This is a genomic window from Xanthomonas vasicola (assembly GCF_000772705.2).
GTDB classification, from domain to species: Bacteria; Pseudomonadota; Gammaproteobacteria; order Xanthomonadales; family Xanthomonadaceae; genus Xanthomonas; species Xanthomonas vasicola.
In genome coordinates, this window is the sequence record NZ_JSBW02000054.1 from 13,616 (window position 1) to 36,418 (window position 22,803).

The window sequence follows — 22,803 nt, forward strand, 5'->3', positions numbered from 1 at the left end:
CCCATGAGCGACACATCCCCCGATTACCCCACCCTCCAATCCATCGGCTGGCCCTGGCCGGGGCCGCCTGAAGAGGCTGCCTGGCAGGCGGTCTTGGCCGCGCATCCGCAGGCGTTGCCGGCGCGGGTAGTGGAGCAGCACCGTACCGGCTATGTGGTGGCCGATACGCCGGAGGCCAGCCTGAAGGCCGAGTCGTTGCCGGAGTGGCAGCGGCCGCGTTTCCCGAGCCATGAGCGGGCGGCGGTGGGCGATTGGGTGTTGATGGAGGGCAAGCGCATCGTGGCGTTGCTGCCGCGGCGTACTTCGATCAAACGCGGGGCGGCCGGCGAGCATTACCACCAGCAGGTGATCGCGGCCAATATCGATACGGTGTTCATCGTGTGCGGGCTGGATGCGGACTTCAATCCGCGCCGCATCGAGCGCTATCTGTTGCTGGTCGGTGGTGGCGGTGCGCAGCCGGTGGTGGTGCTGACCAAGGCTGATCAGACCGAATACGCCGAAGACGCGTTGGCGGTGCTGGAGGAACTGGAGGCGCAAAACATTCCGTTGCGCGCGGTCAATGCCAAAGATCCAGAGAGCGTGGCTGCATTGCGGCCGTGGCTGGGCGATGGCCGCACGGCGGTGTTGGTGGGCTCGTCCGGTGCGGGAAAATCGACCTTGACCAATACCTTGCTCGGTACGCAGAAGATGAAGACCAACGCGGTGCGCGAAAACGATTCGCGCGGCCGCCACACCACTACGCATCGCGCGTTGATTCCGTTGCCCTTCGGCGCATGTCTGATCGATACACCCGGCATGCGCGAGCTCAAGCCAACCGGCGAAGAAGATCTGGCCGAAGGCGGTTTTTCGGACGTGGAAGCCTTGGCGGCGCAGTGCCGCTTCAATGATTGCGCGCATATCGCCGAGCCGGGCTGCGCGGTGCAGGCGGCAATCGAGGCGGACACGCTGGACCCGGAGCGCGTTGCCAATTACATGAAGCTGCGGGTGGAAGTGGCTAGCGCTGCCGAAAAGCTCGCCACCCGCGTTGCGCAGAACAATCGCGGCAAGGGATCGGGCAAGCGGCCGGCCAGCGTCGATCGCCCCGGACGGCGCTGATGCCATCGCGCAAGGGGCCGCCGGACATCGTCCATCACGCGGCGCTGGATGCGCGCCTGGTCAAGGCCGTACGCGGTGTGCGCCTGCTGGCTCTGGCCAGTTGGCCGTGCTCGCTGCAGGAACCTTTTTTGCACAGCGTGGCGCGCGGGCAGCCGGAATTGCCGCAGGTCGACTACCCAGCACTGGATTTCGGCGACACCCGGCGCGAGCTGGCCGCCATTGCCAAGGACGCCGACCCGCATCATCCCATCGGCGCGTATCTGATCGATTCGGCGCACAGCTGGAGCCTTGCGGCCGGCTTGCTGGAATCGTTGGGCACCCGCGCGGTCAGCGATTACTCGGCGCAGTTGTTCGGCGTGCCCGACGACCCCATGCCCGGCAATGGCCCGACCACGCGCGAAGCGGCGCGGCATTTCATCCAGATTGCGCAGGAACTGGATCGCGAGCTGATGGCGCCGGAAGAGCAGGTGCCGGTGTCGGCGACGGAATTGCGCATGCAGTTGCAGAACGATCTGGATGCGTTTTTCGAAGGGCGCGTGATCACCGTCGTGCTCGATCCGGATTTGCTCGCCAAGGCGGCTGCCGGCGCGCACCGTATCCGCTTGCGTACCGGTGCGACATTCAGCGATTACGACCGGGCGCAACTGTTCCATCACGAAGCGCTGGTGCATTCGCTCACTGCGCTCAACGGGCGCGCGCAGGTGCGTCTGCCCAGCTTAGGGATTTCCTCGCCGCGCACTACCGCGACGCAGGAAGGCTTGGCCACGTTTGCCGAGCAAATCACCGGCAGTATCGATATCGAACGCATGAAGCGTATTAGTCTTCGCATCGAAGCGATTGCGATGGCACGCTCGGGTGCGGATTTCATCGAGGTATTTCGCTATTTCACCGCAGGTGGGCAGAGCGCTGCAGAAAGTTTTTCGTCGGCGCAGCGCGTGTTCCGCGGCGTGCCGACCAGCGGCGGCGGAGCCTTCACCAAGGACGCGGTGTATCTGCGCGGCCTGGTGGCGGTGCACACTTTCTTCCGCCACTCATTGCAGCGTGACCAGCTGCAGCTCTGCCGTTATCTGTTCGCCGGCAAGATGGCGCTTGGCGATGTGGCGCGCTTTGCGCCGTTGTTCGACAGCGGCGTGCTGGTCCCCCCACGCTGGTTGCCGCCGTGGGTGAGCCGCGTCAGCGGGCTGGCTGGCATGCTGGCGTTCTCGTTGTTCGCCAACCGCATCCGCATTGATCAGCTGCAGCCGCCGGCAATGAATGTGTAAGGCAAGCCGCGGCCCGCAGCTGTACCGAATTGCGACGCACACTACATTTGTGAACAAATTCACTGCACGCCGCGCGCCCTACACGAGGCTGCAACGGGCTGGACTGCACACTCGCTGCCTTGCCCAATCGGGCCATGACACGAGGCAATGCGATGAAGGTTTTGATGGTGCTGACTTCCCACGACCAGCTCGGCGACACCGGCAAGAAGACCGGCTTCTGGCTGGAAGAATTCGCCGCGCCGTATTACGTGTTCAAGGATGCGGGCGCTGACATCACCCTGGTCTCGCCCAAGGGTGGCCAGCCGCCGCTGGACCCGAAGAGCGACGAGCCCGACGCACAGACCGACGCGACCAAGCGCTTCAAGCAGGATTCTGAGGCGCAGAAGGCGCTGGCAAGCACGCAGCGCCTGGCCGACGTCAAGGCCGACGATTTCGATGTGCTGTTCTACCCGGGCGGCCACGGCCCGCTGTGGGATCTGGCCGAAGATGCGGATTCCATCGCGCTGATCGAAGCGTTCGCCAAGGCCAACAAGCCGCACGGCCTGGTTTGCCATGCACCGGGCGCGCTGCGTCGGGTCAAGGGCAGCGACGGCAAGGCGCTGGTCAACGGCCGCCGCGTCACTGGTTTCACCAACAGCGAAGAAGAGGGTGTGGGCCTGACCAAGATCGTGCCGTTCCTAGTCGAAGACGTGCTGAGCGAACTCGGCGGCAAGTACGAAAAGGGCGCAGATTGGGGCGTGCATGTGATCACCGACGGCACCCTGGTCACCGGCCAGAATCCGGCGTCGTCGGAGAAGACCGCAGAAACCTTGCTCGAATTGGCGAAGCGCTGATTTTGCAGGCTTACTGATCCTACGAAAGCGCTTCTCCCGGTAGGGAGCCAAGCCCCGCACGCGCGCCACTACTGGCGCGCGTGCCGTGGTGCATCGCGGGGTTTGGGGCGCGGGTACGATTTGCCCGAAACGCTGCAAATTACTGCGCAGCCCATCACCGCGCGTACGCCTTAGGCCCCACGCTCCAACCAACGCACGCCGTAAGCCGGCATCACAAGCGATACGCGATCACTCGATGCGGCGGACTCCACATCATCGTCAATCGCCAACAGCTTCCAGCCACCACCGATCGTCGCAAGCTCCACTTCAAGCCGTTGATCGCTGAAGTTATGCACTGCGATAAAGCTGTCGCCACGCGTCAACACGAACAAGCGCGGATCGCTCAACGCGATGCTGCCCAGTGCCTGATCTGCTGCTAATGCGCCTAACTTGGCACGCTGCTGGATCAGTCCACGCAAACGGTGGTAGACCGTGCCGCTCAGGCTCTCTGCAGCGTGCCGTTGCGCAGCAAGCTGCCAATCCATCGCCGGCCGATGCAACCAACGGCCTTCGTGCTGGCGATGCGGATCGTCGCGATAGCCGGTGTCATTGAGCATCGCCAATTCGTCGCCCATGTAGATCAGCGGCACACCTGGCATGGCAATTGCAATGGCATACAGCAGCACCAGCCGATTCACCGCAATCGCCAGCGCTGCAGCATCGCCTGATTCCTGCGCGGCCTGGATACCGGACAGTGCGGCAGCCATGCCGTTGGTGCCATGCACACCGTCGCCGCTGCTCTGGAAACTCTCGCCGCGCGCGTAACTGCCCGGCACGTCGTTGGCATAAAAACGTGCCACATCGCGTAGCGAAAACGGCGGTTGCGACGCACTGCCCGAAGCTTCGTGCTGCAGCACATTCCAGCCGATATCGTCGTGGCAACGCACATAGCTCAGCCACGCACAACCACGCGGCAACGGCGGGCTGTGGGCAATGACGTTGTGCAGGATATCGCCGCGTTGCAATGCCAGTGCCGACCAGCCCGCCGCCATCAAGGTGCTGTGGTACGCCAGATGGCATTCGTGGCCCTGGTCTGCGCCGCTGCCGAAGTACGGCGGCAGTTGCGTCATCGGCACGATGGCTTCGGCCTTCATCACCACTGATGGCGTGACGATATCGGTGACCGCGCGCAACGCCACCAGCAAGGTGTGCGCCTCGGGCTGGTTCATGCAATCGGTGCCGGTGCGCTTCCATAGATACGCGGTGGAATCCAGGCGAAATGCTTCCACGCCCAGATTGGCCAGCCGCAACATCGCCAGCGCCATCTCGCCAAATACAGCGGGGTTGCTCCAGTTCAAATCCCATTGATACGGATAGAACGTGGTCCACATCCACTGTGCGGTGTCACCCACCCAGGTGAAGTTGCCGGGCGCAGTGTGCGGAAACACCTGCCGTAAGGTGCTTTCGTACTGGTCGGGCAGTGTGCGGTCGGCAAAGTGCTGGTAGTAATCCAGATAGCGTGCATCGCCGGCGCGCGCGGCCAGTGCCCAGGCATGATCGTCGGCGGTGTGGTTGAGGACGAAGTCCGCGCACAGGCTGATGTCAGCCTCGCGCAGGCGGGTGGTGAGTGCGACCAGATCGTCGTTGGTGCCCAGACTGGGTTCCACTTGGCCGTAATCGCTGACCGCAAAACCGCCGTCGTTGTCACCGGCACGTGCGCGCATGAATGGCAGCAGATGCAAATAACGCACGCCCAGTTCCTGCAGGTACGGCACGCGTTCGGCCACGCCTTGCAGCGTGCCGGCAAAGCGGTCTGCGTAAGCGCTGTAGCCAAGCATGTGCTGCGCACCGAACCAACCGGCCTGCCGTGTGCTGTCGAGCGTGTGCAGCGCGTGCGGGCGTTGCCGGGCAATGTTGCCCAGTGCGCCCAGCCACTGCGTCAACCACGTCGCATAGTCGGCACGCTGGCCGTACAGCGTCTGCAAGGCATCCAGCAGACGCGGTGCGTGCTGGTCGTAGCGCGACATCACAATGGCGGCGCGTTGCGGATCCAGCGGCGCGGCAAAGGCCGCGCGTAGTTCAGTGGAATCTATGGGGGGGGTGCTCATTAGAAGCCGCCGGGCAGGACCCGGCGCGGGGTCCTTAAAAGTCGTAACGCAGGCTGACGCTGGTGGTGCGGCCGGCAATCGAACGCGCGCGGATGATGCCATTGGCCGGAATGGTTGCTTCTTCTGCTTCGGTCAGGCCAAAGGTGTTGAACAGGTTGTTGACGTTGAGCGCTACGGTGAGCGCATCGGTCACGCGGTAGTCGCCGAACAGGTTCACCTGCGTGTAGCCGGGCATCTTCAGCTGATTGGAATCCTGCGTGTAGGCATCGGTAGTGCCGATCAGGTTGACGCCAAATTGGTAGTGATCGCCGCGGTAGCTGGGTGTGAGCTGCCACACCACATCGGCCTGCCGACGCGGCACATTGCCGCTGTTTTCCGGGGTGATCTGGTCGCGGGAGATTTCTGCATCGGTCCAGGTCAGGCCGCCGTTGACGGTGAAACCTTCGTAGCGGTAGCTGGCTTCCAGCTCCACGCCGTGCGCTTCGTAGCTGCGGTTGAAGAAGCGCTGGCTGGTGATTTCGAAGTTTTGTTCCTGGGTGCGTGCAGAGAACGCGGTGGCAAACAGGCTCAGCCCGTCGCGGCGCCACTTCAGGCCGGCTTCGGCCTGGCGCACCACGTTGACGCCTTCCTCGGCAGACACCGAGCCGTCGTCGCGGACCACGCCGAACAGCAACCGGTCTGCGTTGGCGCGTGCGCCGCGGCTGATGCGTGCAAAGGCGCCCAGGTCATCGGTGATCAAGTAGTTGCCGCCCAACGAGTACGACAAATAGTTCCAGTCGTAGTTCACCGGGCGTGAGTTAGCGGTGTCGACGGTGGCCACGCGCTGTTCCACCGGTTGGATCACACCATCGCCGTTGACGTCCAGATTCTGCGCGATGGCGGTGCCGTTATAGCTGCCGCGCGCATCGCCCATGTCGTAACGCAGGCTGCCATCGACGCTGAACTTGCCGCTGTCGAAGGTGAGCGCAACATAGGGCGCGTTGACGTCGTAACGCACGTCGTAGCTGCGGGTGACGCAGCAGTCGCCCCAGAACGGGGTGCCGTAGGCGTACAGGCCGCCACGCGACAGCGAAGTGCCGTTGGCATCGACGACATTGAGCAAGCGCGACTCGCGGCCCAGGCTCTGCACGTACGAATCCCAGGTCCAGTCCATATCGATGGTTTGGCGCGATGTGTAATAGCCCATGCGCAGATTCAACGTGCGGCCATCGCCACCGAATTCGCGCGAGATGCTCAGGTCGTTGACCACGTTGCCCAGGTCATTGATCGCCACGTTGAACAAGTGTGTGCGCACGGCCAATCCGGAGTAGGCCTGGCCAACCTGCGGGCCGGTGGCCTGGATCAGCTGCGCACCGCTGCCGCCAATGGCGGCTGCCAACGTTGCAGCGTCGCTGGCTTCGACCGGGAAGGGGCTGACGAAGCGGCCACTGTTGTCGGCGATGCGGAATTTCTCGCTCAGGTTCCAGCCGTTGCCAATGTCGAACCAGGCTTCGGCGCCCAGCGTGCGCGAGATGGGATGCATGCCATCGCTGAGGTTGGTGCTGCGTGGCCCGTTGTTGCCGTCCAGGCCGATGTCACTGCGGAAATTCGGGCTGTACAAGGTGTCGCGGCCGGGATCGAAGCCGGGCAGGCGGCCCAGGTCGGGCGAGCCGTCGCTGCCGCGCACCGAGGTTGGCGCCGGCAGGTAGGCGGCGGCGCGATCGTTGAGGTATTTGCCGTATAGGCGCACGTAGCCGTTTTCGAATAGGCGGGTGAGGTTGGCCTTGAGCTGGCCGCCTTGGTCGGTGCCGTAGCCGGCGTCGCGAATGCCGTCGCCCTGGCGAAAGAAGCCGCCGACATTGAACTGCCACTGCTCGGCGAACGGGGCGCCGTAATCGAAATCGATGCGGGTGTTGTCGTAGTCCAGGCCGCGGCTGACGCCGACGCTGCCGCCTGCGGTGTCGCCGGTCTTGCTGATGAAGTTGATGATGCCGCCGGGCGCATTGCTGGTGAAGGTAGACGCTGAGCCGCCGCGGATGGCTTCGATGCGGTCCAGGGTGAAATCCGAACGCAGGAAGATGTCGGAGTTGCCGAAGGCGATATCGCCGAACTCCATCACTGGCAGACCGTCTTCCTGCAACTGCAGGAACTTGGCGCCACCGGAGGCCACCGGCAAGCCGCGCACGGCAATGTTTGCATTGCCTTCGCCACCGCTGGATTCGGAGCGAATGCCGGGAATATTGCGGAAGATTTCTGCGGTACTGCGCGGCGCCGATTGTTCGATCGCCTCGGCGCCGACGGTGCTGACCGAGACGCTGGATTTCAGTTTGGTCGTGGCGGTGGAGGTGCCGGTGACGAACACCGAATCCAGGTTGACCGCGGCGCTGTCGGCAGCCGGCGGCGTGGCCGGCGCAGCGGCGGCGGTGTCCTGGGCCAGCGCGGCAGGCGCACACAGGCAGGAAACGACCGCACAGGCCAGGGCATGCAGGCGCAGGGTGTGCAAGGTGGACATTGCGATTCTCTCTCTCACGGATGGTGGTGTACCGACGCCTGCATCGTCCCCTCCCGGGGAGGGGACGTATGGCCTGCAGTGGGAGCGCAGTAATACGCGGCAATACAATCGATTGCAATCTTGCATTGCAGCATGCACGTCGCGCGAATGGGCCAGCGACGAGAGGAGTACTGCAATGTGCTGCGGTGCAGCGTTACAATCGATTGCAATAACGGCAGGGTACAGTGCGATGCGGCCACTGGGAGCCGCATCGATGCCCAGGGCTCTGCATGTCGTCGACCGTTCCTCCGCTTTCTTTCGTGCGCATCCTGGCGCTGAACGCCGGATTTTTCGGCGTGCAGTACAGCTTCGGGCTGCAGCAGAGCAACATGAGCCCGATCTACAACTACCTGGGCGCCGATCACGCCAACCTGCCGTACCTGTGGCTGGCCGGGCCCATTACCGGCTTGGTGCTGCAGCCGTTCGTGGGGGTCTGGAGCGACCGCTCGGTGACGCGTTGGGGCCGGCGCATGCCGTACATGGTGCTGGGCGCGCTGGTATGCAGCCTGTGCCTGCTGGCGATGCCGTTCAGTACCGCGCTGTGGATGGCGGTGTGCCTGCTGTGGGTGCTGGATGCGGCCAACAACGTGGCCATGGAGCCTTACCGTGCGCTGGTGAGCGATGTGCTGGCACCGCCGCAGCGGCCGCTGGGCTATCTCACGCAAAGCGCGTTCACCGGCCTGGCGCAGACGCTGGCCTACCTCACACCGCCATTGCTGGTGTGGATGGGCATGAACCAGGATGCCGCCAACGCGCATCATATTCCTTACGTCACCATCGCCGCGTTCGTGATCGGCGCGGGTTTTTCTGCAGCGTCGATTCTGCTCACTGCGCGCAGTGTGCGCGAGCCGGTGATCCTGCCCACCGAGATCGCACGCATGCGTCACAGCGGTGCCGGCCTGGGCGCCGTGGTGCGCGAGATCGGTCGTGCACTGCGCGACATGCCGCCGACCATGCGCCAGTTGGCACCGGTGATGCTGTTCCAGTGGTACGGGATCTTTTGCTACTGGCAGTACATCGTGCTGTCGCTGTCGACCACGTTGTTCGGCACCACCGATGCCACTTCGCATGGTTTCCGCAAGGCCGGTCTGGTCAACGGGCAGATCGGCGGTTTCTACAATTTCGTCGCGTTCTTGGCGGCATTTGCGATGGTGCCGGTGGTGCGTCGCTTCGGCCCCAAATACACGCATGCGGCGTGTCTGGTCGCCGCCGGCATCGGCATGTGGCTGCTGCCGGGCATCGAGAACCGCTGGCTGATGTTGCTGCCGATGATCGGCATTGGCTTGGCCTGGGCCAGCATGATGGGCAACCCCTACCTGATGCTGGCCGACAGCATCCCGCCCGAGCGCACTGGCGTGTACATGGGCTTGTTCAACCTGTTCATCGTGCTGCCGATGTTGATCCAGATCGTCACCTTGCCGCTGTATTACGACCTCCTGCTGCACGGCGACCCGCGCAACGTGATCCGCCTGGCTGGCGCACTGATGCTGGCAGCGGCATTGGCGATGCTGTGCGTGCGCTTGCGTAGGCCGAAGGCAGTGGTGGCGTAGTCACCACGACTACGTTGCTGCAAACCAGGGTGCCGTCGAGTACTAGAGCGACAACGCTTAGCTGCGAGCGGTTGCGCTCAGCTCGCCATCACGCACGATTCTCAATTCCCAATTCCAGCCTCACGCCGACTCGCGCACCACCAGCTTCACCGGCATCTCCACCGATTGCACTGGCTCGCCGGCAATCAGTGCGAGCAGGCGGTCCACCAAGAGTCGCGCGGCCAGCCCTAGATCTTGCTGCACGGTGGTCAATGGCGGCTGGCTGTGCGCAGCCAGCGGGATATCGTCGAAGCCCACCAGCGAGATGTCCTGCGGTACGCGGTGTCCGGCCTCGACCAGGGCGCGGATCGCGCCCACCGCGATCACGTCCGAGGCAGCGAACAAGCCATCGGGCGGGTCGGCCTTCTTGAGCATCGCGCGGGTGAGGCGGTAAGCATCTTCGCTGACGAAATGGCTGCGTGCATGCAGTCGCGTGTCGAATACCAGCCCGTGCCGTTCCAGCGCGTGACGATAGCCGGCAAACCGCGGCGCCACTTCCGGCAATTGGTCATCACCCAGGAAGGCAATGCGCTGGCGGCTGCTGGCGATGAGATGTTCGGTGGCGAGCACGCCGCCCTGAAAATTGTCACTGCCCACGCTGATGTATGACTGCCCATCGATCCGGCTGCCCCATACCGCCATCGGCAGGCCATCGCGTGCGGCTGCATCCAGCGCGGCATGTTCGGAACTTTGCCCCAGCACGATGACGCCATCGGAGCGGCTGCCGCGCGCAAGTTGTTCTACCCAGCCGTCCTGATGCCGGTCCAGTTTGGAGAGCAGCATGCTGTAGCCGCGACCGGTGAGTTCTTCGGCCAGCAATGCCAGCATGGTCATCAAGAACGGGTCCGAAAGCGGCTGATCCAGCGCATGCATCATCGGGACCGCCACGCTTACCGTGTTGGAGCGTTTGGCGCGCAGGCTGCGTGCCACTGGGTCGACCTGGTAGCCGGCATCGGCGGCAATCTGCTTGATGTAGGCACGCGTGCGTTCTGCCACGACCGGGCTGCCGGCCAGTGCACGCGACACGGTGGATTCGGAAACACCGGCCATGCGCGCGATATCGGCCATCTGCGGACGGGCAGTGAGCGTGGTGCGTTCTGAAGGTTTGGCCATGGCAGCGCGCTGCGGAAAAGCCAGAGTGTAATCAGTTCGCACTAGAGGCGGGTTGTTCGCGCGGTGGCGGCCGCTTGTGCGCAGATGCGCTAAGCCATCGCGCAGCTGCGGGGGGGGTATGTGGCGTGATGCTTGCCGCCGTGCGACGGTCGCGCCGGCTGCGCAAGCCCGGCGCTTTGATGCTGGCGTGACGTGGCATGCATGGCCCATGACGTCTCATGTCAGAAAGTGCGCAGCCGTGCTGGTACTTCAGCCCATGTAGAGCCCGCCATTGACCGCGTAATCGGCACCGGTGATATAGGCAGCCTCATCAGAAGCAAGCCACGCACATAAGCCGGCAACTTCGATGGGCTTACCGAGCCGGCGCACCGGCACCGAGGTGGCCAGGCGATCGAGCACATCCGGTGGAAAGCTGCTGATCGAGGCGCTGGCGATATAGCCCGGCGAGATGGTGTTGACGGTGACCCCGCGCGAGGCGACCTCTTGCGCCAACGCGCGACTGAAGCCGTGCATCGCCGCCTTGGCAGTGGCGAAATTGATCTGCCCGACCTGGCCCTTGTGCGCGCTGACCGAGCCGATGTTGACGATGCGCCCCCAGCCACGCGACGTCATGCCATCGACCACCTGCTTGGTGATGTTGAACAAGGAATGCAGGTTGCTGGCGATCACCGCATTCCAGTCGTCGCGTGTCATCTGCCGAAACAAGGTGTCGCGGCTGCCGCCGGCGTTGTTCACCAACACATCGATCTCGCCCACTTCGGCCTTGACCTTGGCGAAAGCGGCCACGGTGGACTCCCAATCGGCAGCATTGCCTTCCGAGGCCACGAAATCGAAGCCCAGTTCGCGCTGCTCGCGCAACCATGCCGCCTTGCGCGGCGAATTGGGCCCGCAACCGGCAACCACGGTATGCCCGCTGCGCGCCAGCTTCTGGCAAATCGCGGTACCGACACTGCCCATGCCACTGGTGACGTATGCGATGCGGAGAGTCATTGGGTGGAACTCCTTTGGAGTTGGGATTTGGGATTGGGGGGTGGGGGGGGCGCAACAGCGGTCATTAGCGTTCGCTTTTGCGAATCACCAATCCCGAATGCAGAATCCCGTCGCGCGGCTAGCGCGCCAAAGGGAAGAGACCAAACAACAGCCCGCCGCCCAGCATCACCAGCGAAATCAGCACCGCCCATTTCAGCGTGAAGCGTTGGTGGTCGGCGAAATCGACCTTGGCCATACCGACCAGCAGATAAGTCGATGGCACCAAGGGGCTGAGCAAGTGCACCGGCTGGCCGGCGAGCGAGGCGCGGGCCATTTCCACCGGCGTAATGCCGTAATGGCCGGCGGCTTCGGACAGGATCGGCAGAACGCCAAAATAGAACGCGTCGTTGGACATGAAAAACGTAAATGGCATGCTGACGATCGCCGTGATCACTGCCAGATACGGGCCCCAGCTGTCGGGAATGACGGCCAGAAAACTGCGCGACATCGCGTCGACCATGCCGGTGTTGGACAAGATGCCGGTGAAGATGCCTGCAGCGAAAATCAGCGACACCACCGAAAGCACATTGCCGGCGTGGTTGACCAGGCGGCGGCGCTGCTCGGCCAGATTCGGGTAGTTGATCATCAGTGCCAGCGCGAAGCCGATCATGAACAACACTGGCATCGGCAGCACGCCCACTACCAGTGCGCCCATCAAGGCCAGCGTCAGCAGCAGGTTCACCCACAGCAGCTTGGGCCGCTTCATGTCCTCGGTGTCTTCCACGCGCGGCAAGGCGTCGTTGTCTTCGGGGATGCTGGTCTCCAGCCAGTTGCCGTCGACCGGCAGGCGCACCACGCCGAGGCGGCGCCGTTCGCGCATACCCAGGTACCACGCCAGCGCCAGGATGCCGGCGATCGCCAGCAGCATGGCCGGCACCAGCGGCACGAACACGTCGGCCGGATCCACATGCAATGCGGTGGCCGCACGCGCGGTGGGGCCGCCCCACGGGGTCAGGTTCATGACGCCGCTGGCCAGGATGGTGACGCAGGTGAGGTTGAGCGCGTTCATGCCCAGGCGCTGGTACAGCGGCAACATCGCAGAGACGGTGATCATGTAGGTGGTGGAGCCGTCGCCGTCGAGCGAGATCAGCATCGCCAGGACCGCGGTGCCCATCACGATCTTCAGCGGGTCGCCCTTGACCAGGCGCAGGATGCGGCCGACCAACGGATCGAACAGCCCGGCATCGATCATCACCCCGAAATAGAGGATGGCGAACATCAGCATCACGCCGGTGGGCGCGATCTTCTTGATGCCTTCGAGCATCATCTCGTTGATGCCGGTGCCGAAGCCGCCCAGCAACGCGAACACGATCGGCACCATGATCAGAGCCACCAGTGGCGACAGCCGCTTGCTCATGATCAGGTACATGAAAGTGATCACCATTCCGAAACCGAGCGCGGTCAGCATGCGGGCAAATCCTTTGAGACGTACAGCAGGGGGAGGGTGGAGCTCATCGCTACGCAGGGTGTGCAGCAGTGACGAGGCAGGTATGCAGTTGCGATAGCTGCTGCATGCGTGCGATGTCGCTGAAGCGGTGCGCTACGCCGGTGAATGGCGAAGAGGCGGCATGTCGCACCATGCGCACAACCGATGTGCGTGCATCAGTCTCGCTAGCCGCACGTGCAGCGCAGCTGCGCATCAGAAGTCGTATTGAAAGCGGCCGGTCACCGCCTGCGTGTGATCGACCACTGCGTCGGAGATGCGGTTGCGATTGTGGCTGTCGATCAGGTTGAGCATCACGCGCAGGTTCGGCTTGAAATACCAGTTGCCGCCCAGCGTCCACGATTGCGTGCTGGCATTGATGAAGTCCGGTTGCCCATCCAGATGCTGGTCGCCGCGCATGTAGTCGTAGCGCAATGCCAGCTCGAACGCACCGGAGGGGCGGTTGGGCGTGGCGATGCGGCTGAAGCGGCCGGTCTTGCGGTCGTAACCACGCGATTCGCCGGTGACGAACCAGCTGACCAACCCGTAGCTGGCCAGCACCTTGGCGTGCTGCGCGCCATCGTCGAGCAGGCCGCCACTGAATTCACTCTGCCACGACCATGGGCCGAGCACTTCGGCATATTCCAGCGACCATTTGTCGAAATCGGTGTCGCGGCCATCGGCAAAGCGCGCCAGGGTGATGCGGCTATTGTTGGCTAGATCGTTTTCCGGACGCGGGCGGATCAACAGCGATGCCGCGCCACCAGTGCCGGGATGCGAATAGCGCTCATGCGCCAACGAGATGCCTAGGTGACGCAAGCGCGCCTCGCCCATTTCGGGGGCGTAGGTCAGACGCGTACCGAGCGCACCGCCCTTGGTCGACGAATTGTCGATGCTTTCCAGGCTGTAGGCAGACGTGGACCAGGTCGCATCCGGGCGATTGGTCTGCCACGAAATGGCCTTGCGGTAGATCGGCGCCAGCGTGGTCGAGGCGTAGCCGCGTTCCAGAAACGGCCCGTAGTTGGAGCCAGTGCGATCGTCCAGCGAGAAGTACTGTTTGAACTGGCCAACAGTCAGCGTGCCGGCCGAAAATTTCTTGGCGATATACACATCGCGCGCCAGGATGCCGCGGCTACCGGCTTCGTACTGCAGGCCGGCGAAATCTGCCTCGGCCTTGTAATTGAACCCGTAGAACTTGCCGGACACATCCAGCCATACGCGGCGGAACTGGGTGTCGTTGGGCTCGCGCGCGCCGCGGTCGTCGTTGCCGAACACGGTGAAGTCCCAATGCACACGCCCGCCTATTTCGGCAGTGATCGGGCCGGCTTCATCGGCTGCATAGGCCGTTGGTGCCAGGCAGATCGCCGCGCAGGCGCCGAAGGCACGCAGACGCAAAATGTCGTTGCTCACAGACCCTCCCAGGTACATGTGTGAATCACGTTAGCGATGCACCGCACAACCGCCGCGGCGCGTTGGCAGCAGCCTATTCCCGGGAAGCTGTCATGGACCTGTCAGTACGCGGGAATCGGGAATGGGGAATCGCAACAGCGGGATCGCAACAGCGGGATCGCGGCAGCGGAATTGCCGAGGCGGAGAAGCTTTTGTTCGTGAGGCCTGTTACCTTCCGGCCGCGACCCACCGCCGTTCCGATTCCCCATTCCCCATTCACGATTCCCATCCCAATGCGCCTTCTGCTAGTCGAAGACAATGCCGATCTCGCCGATGCCATCGTGCGGCGCATGCGCCGTAGCGGGCATGCGATGGATTGGCAGGCCGATGGGTTGGCGGCGGCCAGTGTGTTGCGGTATCAGAGTTTCGATCTGGTAGTGCTGGATATCGGCCTGCCCAAGCTCGATGGGTTGCGGGTGCTGGCTGGCATGCGCGAGCGGGGCGACACCACGCCGGTGTTGATGCTGACCGCGCGCGATGGCATCGAAGACCGCGTGCAAGCGCTGGATGTCGGTGCGGACGACTACCTGGGCAAGCCGTTCGACTTTCGCGAGTTCGAGGCGCGTTGCCGCGTGTTGCTGCGGCGCAATCGCGGCCAGGCCAGCGAGGTGGTGCAGATTGGCGGCTTCGTGTTCGACAACGCCGCGCACACGTTGACGCTTGACGGCGTGCCGATCGAGCTACCCAATCGCGAATATCGCCTGTTCGAAATTCTGATCGGCCGGCTCGGGCAGGTGGTTGGCAAGGACGAGATCGGCAACGGCTTGTTCGGCTTTGACGACGATGCCGGCCCCAATGCGATCGAGTTGTATGTCGGCCGTCTGCGACGCAAGTTGGCCGCAGCGCCGTTGCGTATCGTCACCGTGCGCGGCGCCGGCTACAAACTCGAAGAAGCCGACCCGCATGCGCCGGTGGAGCCAGGCATCGATGGCTGAGTCGCTGACGGTGGCACCGTCGATCCGGCGCACCTTGCTGCTGTATCTGGGCAGCCTGTCGCTGCTGGGCGCGGTGGTGCTGTTCTTTGCCGCGCGCCATTACGGTGAACGCGCGGCCAATCGCTCCTACGATCATCTGCTGGTGTCCTCGGCCTTGTCGATCATCGACAGCGTGGCGTTGGTCGGCGGCGATTGGCAGGTGGACTTGCCATACGCCTCGCTGGATCTGCTCGGAATGGCGCCGGAAGACCGTGTGTTCTATCGCGTGTTCGATGCGCAGGGCCGCACCATTACCGGCGAAGACACGCTGCCGCTGCCGCCGCGCTCGCCCCGCGACGAGCGACCGCTATTGTTTGATGCGCAATACAGTGGCGAGCCGGTGCGCTTTGCGGTGGTGATGCATCGGGTGGCGTCGGCATCGGAGCAGGGCGAGGTGCGCGTGCAGGTTGGCCAGACCCGTCGCGCACGCGATGACGTCGCGCGCGACGTGGTGCTCAACGCCCTGGTCGCGATCGGCGTGCTGTCGCTGTTGGCGCTAGGGCTGGTGTGGCTGGGGGTCTACCGCGCGTTGCGGCCATTGCAGCGCATCGAACACGATCTGTCGCGGCGCGAACCCTCCGACCTCAAACCACTCAACGTCCCAGCACCGCAGGAGATGCAGTTGATGGTGGCTGCGCTCAACCGTTTCATGGCAAGGTTATCGTCCAGCAATGAAACCCTGCGCGCGTTCATGGCCGAGGCCGCGCACCAGATGCGTACACCGCTGGCGGCCTTGCGTGCGCAGGCGCAGCTGGCGATGGACGATGACGACCCGTGCGAGATGCAACGCAGCCTGGTGGCGATCGAGCGTAACGCCAACCACATGAGCCGGCTGCTCAACCAGTTGCTCAGCGACGCCAGCGTGATCCATCGCTCCAATCTTCAGCGCTTTGCCACCGTGGACCTGGCCGAAGTGTTGCACCAGGCCTTGTACGAAGCGCTGCCGCGCAACGAGGGCGCACCGCGCGTGCAACTGGCGATCGACCCGCAGCCGGCGCTGCTGCGTGGCGATGCCTTGCTGCTGCGCGAGGCGCTGAAAAACCTGATCGACAATGCCTGCAAATACGGCGGCGGTGCACCGCTGCAAGTGGCGCTCACCAGCGACGGCAACCATCATGTGCTGACTATTGCCGACCACGGCCCCGGCATTCCGGCTGCCGAAGCCGAGCGTGTGTTCGAGCGTTTCGTGCGTGGCCCGGATGCGCCTGCCGGCGGCGCGGGGCTGGGGCTGGCTATCGTCAAGCGCGTGGTGGAAGCGCATGGCGGGCGTATCGATCTGGCCAACCGCATCGGCGGCGGCTTGATCGCCTCGCTGCATTTTCCCGGAGGAACTGCGTGATGCGGCTGATGTGGATGCTGGTAGTGCTGCTGATCCATGGCAGCGCTTGCGCGGAGCCCGGCGAGGTGCGCCGCTTTCCTGCGCAGGGCCCCGTGCAAGTGCAGTTGCGCGTGCAGGGCTCCACCGATCTGGAAGTGTTCGGCGCCGTCATCCAGGACTACCAACGGCTGAATCCGGGCACCGAGGTGATCTACGAAGACGTGATTGCCTGGGATATCTACGATCACTACGTGCACCCTGCCCGGAATGCGGTCAAGGCAGACATGCTGATCAGCGCCAGCATGGATCTGCAGACCAAGCTGGTGAACGATGGCCACGCGCTGGCGCATCGGTCCGCACAGACCGAAGCATTGCCGGCGTGGGCGCAATGGCGGCATGAAGTGTTCGGCATCAGTTACGAGCCGGTGGCCATCGTCTACAACACGCGCAAGCTGGATGCCGCCCGCGTGCCGCGCACGCGCCGACAATTGCTGGCGTTGCTGCGCGCCCCCGATGCGCCGCTGCGCGGCAAGGTGGGCACCTATGATGTCGAACGCAGCGGTGTGGGGTATCTGTTCGCCACGCAGGATGGGCAGGTGGGCAGCATCGCCGGTGCGTTGCTGGCTGCGCTGGGCGCCAACCGGGTGGCGTTGGAAGAGCGCACCGGCACCTTGCTCGACCGCGTCAGCCGTGGCGAATTGTTGCTGGCCTACAACGTGCTCGGCTCCTACGCGCAGGCGCGCATTGATGCCGGCGCACCGCTGGGCATTGTGCAGCCGCAGGACTACACGCTGGTGGCGCTACGCACCGCGGTGATCCCCAAGACCGCGCCGCACGCGCTGGAAGCACGCAGATTTCTCGACTATCTGCTCTCGCCGAGTGGCCAGCAGGTGCTGTCGCGCGAGGCGCGGCTGATGCCGATCCTGCCGGCCGCCGGTGGCCGCGGTGGTTCGGCGCAGCCACCGTTCCGCCCGATCCCGCTCGGCCCCGGTTTGCTGGTGTATCTGGACAAACTCAAACGCCGCCAGTTTCTGGATGCCTGGCGTGCGAGCACGCAGCCGCCGCACTAGGGCAAGGCTGCGGCGGCGGCCATGTGCCAGACTTGGCGCATGGCCGATCTCACCATTCTCGTCGCCGACGACCACCCGCTGTTCCGCGCTGCCGTGATCCACGTGCTGCAGCAGACTCTGCCGCACGCCAATGTGGTGGAAGCTTCCAGCGCCGCCACCTTGAGCGCGATGCTGCGTTCGCACCCGCAGGCCGAGTTGGTGCTGCTGGATCTGGCCATGCCGGGCGCACGCGGTTTTTCGGCGCTGCTGCATGTGCGTGGCGAGCACCCGGACATCCCGGTGGTGGTGATCTCCTCCAACGATCATCCGCGCGTGATCCGGCGTGCGCAGCAGTTCGGCGCGGCCGGTTTCATTCCCAAATCCACCCCGGCCGAATCGATCGGCACTGCGGTGGCGAGTGTGCTGGAGGGCGGTACCTGGTTCCCGCCAATGACCGCCGAGCGCTCCGAGGCTGACGCGCAACTGGCCTCAAAACTCGCTCAGCTCACGCCGCAGCAGTTCCGTGTGTTGTTGAGCCTGGCCGATGGCCTGCTCAACAAGCAGATCGCGCACGAACTGGGCCTGGCCGAGAACACCGTCAAGGTGCACGTCACTGCGATCCTGAAAAAGCTCGACTGCTACAGTCGCACCCAGGCTGCGGTGCTGGTCAAGGCGCTGGAGCCGGAAGGCGAGGGTTGATCCAGCGTTGAGCTGCCGGTTGCTGCGCATTGCCGTGTGCAGCACGCATGACACACCTCGCGCAGACATAACGCATGCCGGTGTTGCGCCTGCTCATTAAGAGCGACTACCAAACGTAGCGCGTAGTCGTCAGGCGAGCATGGATGGGCGTGCTCAGAATTGCGATGGAGGCGCGGGTAACTGCCGTGCCGAGCATCGTGGCGCCTGCGCAGTCGCTGCTTAGAGCGGCTAACAAAACTACTGCGCAGCCGCCAGGCGGGCGCGGCCTGTGCTCGGAATCCTCATGTACCACTCGTACACTCCGGTTCCTGTGCGCCGTCCGCACCCACCTGACGACTGCTCGCTACGTTTTGTTAGCTGCTCTTAGTCGCTTAAGCAGACGGCTGCCGATAAAACACCATGCCGCCATGATGCAACTCGTCGTCGGTGACGAAGCGACCATCGGCGGTAAATCCGGTGTCGTCCCAGTACTCAATGTACTTGCCGGTGATTTTGTAACGGCCCTGGTAGGCGCTCTGGCGTGTGCCGCGCGCTTCGTCGTAGCGGCCATTGGGCAGTAGTTCCTGCCGGATCCGTCCGTCGCCGGTGACCCACATGCCGAGATAGGGATGCGCTTGCATGGGATGTCCTGGTTGCTGTGTCGATACGGTGGTGGGGGCGCTGGAGCGCTGCGCAGCCGCCGCGAGCGGACAAGCGAGCGCCGAGCCTGCGCCAAGTGCGACCGCGATGGCGGCTCTCATCGGCATCTCGCTCATGGGCTGGCTCTGCGTTGCATTTGGCTGCGACCGCGCTGCAGCACGGCGTCGTAGGCGGGCAGGTCCAGGAACGCATTGACCTCGACCGCCTTGCCGTCGCGCATCCGCATGATCCATGCGTAGCGATTGCGATAGCTGCCGCCATCGCGCAGCGTTGCCACGCCTTCCCACTGCACGATGACGTGATCGCCATCGGCCCAGATGCGGTGCTGCACCGGCCGCAGTGGCGAGGCCAGGCGCTCGCTCAGCGGGCGCACCGCGGTGTCGACCAATATATCGCGACCACGCAAGGTGCCGGCGCTCGGGCCGGAGCCTTCGATGGTCCACACCACCTCGGGCGACAGCAGGGTCTCGAAGATGCCGCTGCCACCGGCCTGCCATTGCGCAAAGGCCGCTTCGACGATGCGCTTGTTGCAGGCGGGCACCGGTTGCTCTGCACAGGTGTCTGTGGATGCCGTGTCTTGTGATGTGGCACCGGTGTTGCCTGCGAACGCTGCGGCGACAAGCAGCGCTGTCGCTGCGATGGTTGAAAGTCTGGTCATGCGTGCTCCGTGGTGATCAGCTGCGCAGCCGCACGTGGTGGGTGCCGTAGATCAACTGCTGCGCCATCGGCCTGCCGATGAAGCGTTCCGGGAAAATCGGCGCCACTGCGCTGGCGGCATCCAGGCGCGCGAGTTGGTCGTCGCTGAGCACGATCTCCAACGCGCCGAAGTTGTCTTCGGCCTGTTGCAAGGTGCGTGCGCCCATCACCGGCGAGACCACGGCCGGGTTGCGCAAGGTCCAGGCCAGCGCCACCTGCGAGCGCGACGCGCCCAGTTCATCGGCGACCGCACCGACCACATCCGCAATCTCCAGCGAGCGCGCATTGAGATGCCCGGTCGAGGCGATCACGCCCTTGCGGCTGCTCGATACCTCTGCCGCATTGTCGTCGGAGAGATCGGCGCGGCTGTACTTGCCGGTAAGGATGCCGCCGCCCAGCGGCGACCATGGCAACACACCCAGACCGAGTTCGCGTGCCATCGGCAGCAGCTCATGTTCGACGCTGCGTTCGACCAAGCTGTACTCGATCTGTAGCGCCACCAACGGCGACCAGCCGCGCAGATCGGCCAGGGTCTGCAATTGCGCCACGCGCCAGGCCGGCGTGTTACAGATGCCGAGATATAGCACCTTGCCCGATTGCACCAGGTGCTCCAGCCCGCGCATCACTTCGTCCGGTGCGGTGGTGAAATCCCAGGCGTGCAGGTAGAGCAGATCGATCCGGTCGGTGGCGAGCTGGCGCAGGCTGGTTTCCACCGAGCGGATCAGGTTCAGGCGATGATTGCCGCCGGAATTGATGTTGTCCGCATCGCGCGCCATGGTGAATTTGGTGGCCAGCACGAAGCGTTCGCGGCGGTCCTTGATCAACTCGCCGAGGATGCGTTCGGAGCCGCCGTTGGTGTAGTTCACTGCGGTGTCGATGAAATTGCCGCCGCGGTCTGCATAGGCATCGAAGATGCGCTTGGCTTCGCCTGCGTCTGCGCCCCAGCCCCATGATTCACCGAAGGTCATGGTGCCCAGCGACAGCGGCGAGACGCGCAGGCCCGAGCGGCCGAGCAGGCGGTAGTGGTCCAGTGAGCGTGGCTGATGCATGCGTGCTATCTCCCGGTAGTGGCGTGGTGCGTGTTGCTAGCCACTGTGCCGCGGCGGGGGGAGGGGGCGTGAGCCCGGTTATCCGGCATCCTTGCCTGATTGTCCGAATGGTCGATGCAGCGCCATCGCACAAAGCAATGGCTTGCATGGTGTGGTGCAGCGGCGCGTGCGATGTCAGTGGCGGCTCTGCCAATTCATACGCACGCACGACACCCAATGACGCTTGCAGCGTCATACGCAGCGCAACAGGCAAGGGTCTATGCTATGGCGACCGCCATCGAACACTGAAGCTGCGGCATCGTGACCATCAAATTCGACCTCAACGATCTGCAGGCATTCCGTGCAGTTGCCGAAAACGGCAGCTTTCGCCGCGCTGCCGAACGTATTCGCATCACGCAGCCTGCGCTAAGCCGCAGGATCGACAAGCTCGAGTCGGCGTTGAACGTCAAGCTGTTCGAGCGCACCACGCGCAAGGTTTCGCTCACCACCGTCGGCCAGGCCTTCATGCCGCAAGTCGAGCGGATGCTCGACGATCTGGATATGGCGCTGATGAGCATCGGCGATGCAGGCTCCAGCAGGATGGGCGCGGTGACCGTGGCGTGTGTGCCATCGGCGGCGTACTACTTCATGCCGCAGGCGATCCACGGGCTGCATCAGCTGTTTCCGAAAATCCGCATCAGGCTGCTCGATGGCAGTGCCAGTCACGTCAGTGCAGCAGTGGCCTCCGGCGAAGCGGATTTCGGCGTCAGCTTCAGTGGCAACCTGGCGCCGGAGGTCGAGTTCGAGCCATTGCTGCAAGAGCGCTATGTGATTGCCTGCCGCCAAGACCATCCCTTGTCCGGGCGCGCACAGGTCAGCTGGCAGGAAGCGTACGGTTACGACTACATCACGCTGGACAAGACATCGGGCAACCGGCTGGTGCTGGATCGGGCGCTATCTGCATTCACGCCGGACAAGCCGAGCATCTGCGAGACCCGGCATGTCACCACGTTGCTGGGGTTAGTGGAGGCCGGCGTCGGTATTGCCGCCGTGCCGTCGATCGCGATGCCGTCCGGCCCGCATCCGGTGCTGGCGACGGTGCCGCTGGTCGAACCGGAGGTGTCGCGCAACGTGGGAATCCTCAAACGTCGCGGACGGACGCTGACACCGACCGCGCTGGAACTGGCGGAGCTGGTGCGACGGATGCCCGCACGCTCAGGGTGAGACTGGGTCCAGGCCAGTCGCGCGCGCAGCCGCCTGCGCATTACCCGACTGCAGGTAGGCAAGCAGGCGCTTGGCCGCCTCCGGATGCTCCGCGTTGACCGGAACACCCGCCGCATAGCGCGTGATCGACTGCAGCGGTTCGGGGATCTTGCCAACAAAATCCACGCCTGCCACCGGAAGCAGTTCGGCCACCTGCTGAAAGCCGAGCTGGTAGCTGCCATCGGCCACTACAGTGCCCACCGGGATGCGCGGAATCTTCTTGCTCTTGGCCATCATCGGGCCTTCGATCTGCAACTTCTTGAACAGCGTGGTTTCGATGTAGACGCCGCTGGCGCTGTCGGAATAGGCCACCGAATCGGCGTGCAGCAACGTCTGCTTGAAGTGCTCGACGCTGTCGATCTTCGGCTTGGGTGCACCGCTGCGCACCACCATGCCGATCCTGGAATCGGCCAGCTCTACCCGCGATGCCGGGTCGACCACGCCTGTGTCGATCAGCTTCTGCAGCGCGCTGCCGACCATGATCACCACATCAGCATGCTCACCGTGTGCGAGCCGGTTGGGAATGGCTTGTGGCGTCTCTCCCATCGAAGGACCGAGCAGGGTGGTGACCTTCTCCCCGGTCTGCTTGGTGTATTGCGGCGCCAAGCGTTCAAAGGCCGCCGTGAAACCGCCGGAGGTCATCACGGTCAACGCCTGCGCGCTTGCCGCTGTGGGCAGCAGCGCCGTTGCAACAATCGCAGCCAGTACTTTTTTCCATATTTTCCGC

General features: G+C 64.0%; 19 protein-coding genes and 1 other RNA gene. 10 read left to right on the top strand and 10 right to left on the bottom strand.

Features of this window, described 5'->3' with window-relative positions; translation table 11 throughout:
- The first annotated feature begins 3 nt into the window (after window positions 1–3).
- The 3 genes from rsgA (at window position 4) to NX05_RS15475 (ending at window position 3,190) form a co-directional block, all read left to right on the top strand.
- Window positions 4–1,095: a ribosome small subunit-dependent GTPase A gene (rsgA, locus tag NX05_RS15465; RefSeq protein WP_039434309.1), complete on the top strand. Its 1,092-nt coding sequence runs from the start codon at window positions 4–6 to the stop codon at window positions 1,093–1,095.
- Window positions 1,095–2,357: a flavohemoglobin expression-modulating QEGLA motif protein gene (locus NX05_RS15470; RefSeq protein WP_039434313.1), complete on the top strand. Its 1,263-nt coding sequence runs from the start codon at window positions 1,095–1,097 to the stop codon at window positions 2,355–2,357. The genes rsgA and NX05_RS15470 overlap by 1 nt, the downstream gene beginning before the upstream one ends.
- Before the next feature lie 152 nt (window positions 2,358–2,509).
- On the top strand, window positions 2,510–3,190 hold the full coding sequence (locus tag NX05_RS15475; protein ID WP_039434316.1) for a type 1 glutamine amidotransferase domain-containing protein: 681 nt from the start codon (window positions 2,510–2,512) through the stop codon (window positions 3,188–3,190).
- A 170-nt stretch (window positions 3,191–3,360) separates the two neighbouring features.
- On the opposite strand, the gene NX05_RS15480 is transcribed toward NX05_RS15475, so the two are convergent.
- Complete coding sequence (locus NX05_RS15480) at window positions 3,361–5,277, bottom strand: alpha-amylase family protein (protein WP_039434319.1); 1,917 nt, start codon at window positions 5,275–5,277, stop codon at window positions 3,361–3,363.
- Window positions 5,278–5,311: 34 nt separating this feature from the next.
- Entirely contained in the window at window positions 5,312–7,768 is a 2,457-nt protein-coding gene (locus tag NX05_RS15485; protein ID WP_039434322.1) for a TonB-dependent receptor domain-containing protein, read from the bottom strand.
- Window positions 7,769–8,037: 269 nt separating this feature from the next.
- On the opposite strand from NX05_RS15485, the gene NX05_RS15490 reads away from it, so the two are divergent.
- Window positions 8,038–9,357, top strand: a complete 1,320-nt coding sequence (locus NX05_RS15490; protein WP_039434325.1) for an MFS transporter — start codon at window positions 8,038–8,040, stop codon at window positions 9,355–9,357.
- 120 nt (window positions 9,358–9,477) lie between these two features.
- Here the strand turns inward: NX05_RS15490 and NX05_RS15495 are convergent, their stop codons facing one another.
- The 4 genes from NX05_RS15495 to NX05_RS15515 form a co-directional block, all read right to left on the bottom strand.
- Window positions 9,478–10,509 carry a LacI family DNA-binding transcriptional regulator gene (locus NX05_RS15495; RefSeq protein WP_017121777.1) on the bottom strand — a complete coding sequence of 344 codons (1,032 nt, stop codon included), beginning with the start codon at window positions 10,507–10,509 and terminating at the stop codon, window positions 9,478–9,480.
- 249 nt (window positions 10,510–10,758) lie between these two features.
- Window positions 10,759–11,499, bottom strand: a complete 741-nt coding sequence (gene phbB, locus NX05_RS15500) for an acetoacetyl-CoA reductase (RefSeq protein WP_039434328.1) — start codon at window positions 11,497–11,499, stop codon at window positions 10,759–10,761.
- Between the two features lie 118 nt (window positions 11,500–11,617).
- On the bottom strand, window positions 11,618–12,946 hold the full coding sequence (locus NX05_RS15505) for a CitMHS family transporter (protein ID WP_039434330.1): 1,329 nt from the start codon (window positions 12,944–12,946) through the stop codon (window positions 11,618–11,620).
- A gap of 231 nt (window positions 12,947–13,177) precedes the next feature.
- On the bottom strand, window positions 13,178–14,371 hold the full coding sequence (locus tag NX05_RS15515; protein WP_017118234.1) for an OprO/OprP family phosphate-selective porin: 1,194 nt from the start codon (window positions 14,369–14,371) through the stop codon (window positions 13,178–13,180).
- 272 nt (window positions 14,372–14,643) lie between these two features.
- On the opposite strand from NX05_RS15515, the gene NX05_RS15520 reads away from it, so the two are divergent.
- From NX05_RS15520 to NX05_RS15860, 5 genes are all read left to right on the top strand, one after another.
- On the top strand, window positions 14,644–15,345 hold the full coding sequence (locus NX05_RS15520) for a response regulator transcription factor (RefSeq protein ID WP_039434336.1): 702 nt from the start codon (window positions 14,644–14,646) through the stop codon (window positions 15,343–15,345).
- Complete coding sequence (locus NX05_RS15525; RefSeq protein WP_010365499.1) at window positions 15,338–16,723, top strand: sensor histidine kinase; 1,386 nt, start codon at window positions 15,338–15,340, stop codon at window positions 16,721–16,723. Before NX05_RS15520 ends, NX05_RS15525 begins: the two co-directional genes overlap by 8 nt.
- Window positions 16,723–17,772, top strand: coding sequence for an ABC transporter substrate-binding protein (locus tag NX05_RS15530; protein WP_010365498.1), 1,050 nt, complete (start codon window positions 16,723–16,725; stop codon window positions 17,770–17,772). Before NX05_RS15525 ends, NX05_RS15530 begins: the two co-directional genes overlap by 1 nt.
- Window positions 17,773–17,811: 39 nt before the next feature.
- The gene (locus NX05_RS15535; RefSeq protein WP_010365497.1) at window positions 17,812–18,450 is read left to right on the top strand and encodes a response regulator transcription factor; all 639 of its coding nucleotides are present in this window, start codon (window positions 17,812–17,814) and stop codon (window positions 18,448–18,450) included.
- A gap of 283 nt (window positions 18,451–18,733) precedes the next feature.
- A non-coding RNA gene (locus NX05_RS15860) (sX9 sRNA) lies at window positions 18,734–18,809 on the top strand.
- Between the two features lie 12 nt (window positions 18,810–18,821).
- Here NX05_RS15860 and NX05_RS15540 read toward each other — a convergent pair.
- From NX05_RS15540 to NX05_RS15550, 3 genes are read right to left on the bottom strand one after another with little or no spacing between them, the layout of a single operon-like run.
- Window positions 18,822–19,190 (bottom strand): Atu4866 domain-containing protein, encoded by a 369-nt coding sequence (locus tag NX05_RS15540; protein WP_039434447.1) that lies wholly within the window; start codon window positions 19,188–19,190, stop codon window positions 18,822–18,824.
- 11 nt (window positions 19,191–19,201) lie between these two features.
- Window positions 19,202–19,747, bottom strand: coding sequence for a nuclear transport factor 2 family protein (locus NX05_RS15545; RefSeq protein WP_010365495.1), 546 nt, complete (start codon window positions 19,745–19,747; stop codon window positions 19,202–19,204).
- 16 nt (window positions 19,748–19,763) lie between these two features.
- Window positions 19,764–20,834: an aldo/keto reductase gene (locus NX05_RS15550; protein ID WP_039434340.1), complete on the bottom strand. Its 1,071-nt coding sequence runs from the start codon at window positions 20,832–20,834 to the stop codon at window positions 19,764–19,766.
- A gap of 300 nt (window positions 20,835–21,134) precedes the next feature.
- On the opposite strand from NX05_RS15550, the gene NX05_RS15555 reads away from it, so the two are divergent.
- Complete coding sequence (locus NX05_RS15555) at window positions 21,135–22,037, top strand: LysR family transcriptional regulator (protein ID WP_039434344.1); 903 nt, start codon at window positions 21,135–21,137, stop codon at window positions 22,035–22,037.
- On the opposite strand, the gene NX05_RS15560 is transcribed toward NX05_RS15555, so the two are convergent.
- Window positions 22,029–22,796: a substrate-binding domain-containing protein gene (locus NX05_RS15560; RefSeq protein ID WP_207895311.1), complete on the bottom strand. Its 768-nt coding sequence runs from the start codon at window positions 22,794–22,796 to the stop codon at window positions 22,029–22,031. The two genes, NX05_RS15555 and NX05_RS15560, sit on opposite strands and share 9 nt — an antisense overlap.
- Window positions 22,797–22,803 lie beyond the last annotated feature (7 nt).

What these genes read in the sequence shown, in the direction of transcription:
- NX05_RS15480 (WP_039434319.1), bottom strand. Translation starts at nt 5,277, where the DNA reads ATGAGCACCCCCCCCATAGATTCCACTGAACTACGCGCGGCCTTTGCC.
- NX05_RS15505 (WP_039434330.1), bottom strand. Translation starts at nt 12,946, where the DNA reads ATGCTGACCGCGCTCGGTTTCGGAATGGTGATCACTTTCATGTACCTG.
- phbB (WP_039434328.1), bottom strand. Translation starts at nt 11,499, where the DNA reads ATGACTCTCCGCATCGCATACGTCACCAGTGGCATGGGCAGTGTCGGT.
- NX05_RS15485 (WP_039434322.1), bottom strand. Translation starts at nt 7,768, where the DNA reads ATGTCCACCTTGCACACCCTGCGCCTGCATGCCCTGGCCTGTGCGGTC.
- NX05_RS15535 (WP_010365497.1), top strand. Translation starts at nt 17,812, where the DNA reads ATGGCCGATCTCACCATTCTCGTCGCCGACGACCACCCGCTGTTCCGC.
- NX05_RS15520 (WP_039434336.1), top strand. Translation starts at nt 14,644, where the DNA reads ATGCGCCTTCTGCTAGTCGAAGACAATGCCGATCTCGCCGATGCCATC.
- NX05_RS15550 (WP_039434340.1), bottom strand. Translation starts at nt 20,834, where the DNA reads ATGCATCAGCCACGCTCACTGGACCACTACCGCCTGCTCGGCCGCTCG.
- NX05_RS15475 (WP_039434316.1), top strand. Translation starts at nt 2,510, where the DNA reads ATGAAGGTTTTGATGGTGCTGACTTCCCACGACCAGCTCGGCGACACC.
- NX05_RS15545 (WP_010365495.1), bottom strand. Translation starts at nt 19,747, where the DNA reads ATGACCAGACTTTCAACCATCGCAGCGACAGCGCTGCTTGTCGCCGCA.
- NX05_RS15530 (WP_010365498.1), top strand. Translation starts at nt 16,723, where the DNA reads ATGCGGCTGATGTGGATGCTGGTAGTGCTGCTGATCCATGGCAGCGCT.
- NX05_RS15495 (WP_017121777.1), bottom strand. Translation starts at nt 10,509, where the DNA reads ATGGCCAAACCTTCAGAACGCACCACGCTCACTGCCCGTCCGCAGATG.
- NX05_RS15490 (WP_039434325.1), top strand. Translation starts at nt 8,038, where the DNA reads ATGTCGTCGACCGTTCCTCCGCTTTCTTTCGTGCGCATCCTGGCGCTG.
- NX05_RS15540 (WP_039434447.1), bottom strand. Translation starts at nt 19,190, where the DNA reads ATGAGAGCCGCCATCGCGGTCGCACTTGGCGCAGGCTCGGCGCTCGCT.
- NX05_RS15470 (WP_039434313.1), top strand. Translation starts at nt 1,095, where the DNA reads ATGCCATCGCGCAAGGGGCCGCCGGACATCGTCCATCACGCGGCGCTG.
- NX05_RS15525 (WP_010365499.1), top strand. Translation starts at nt 15,338, where the DNA reads ATGGCTGAGTCGCTGACGGTGGCACCGTCGATCCGGCGCACCTTGCTG.
- rsgA (WP_039434309.1), top strand. Translation starts at nt 4, where the DNA reads ATGAGCGACACATCCCCCGATTACCCCACCCTCCAATCCATCGGCTGG.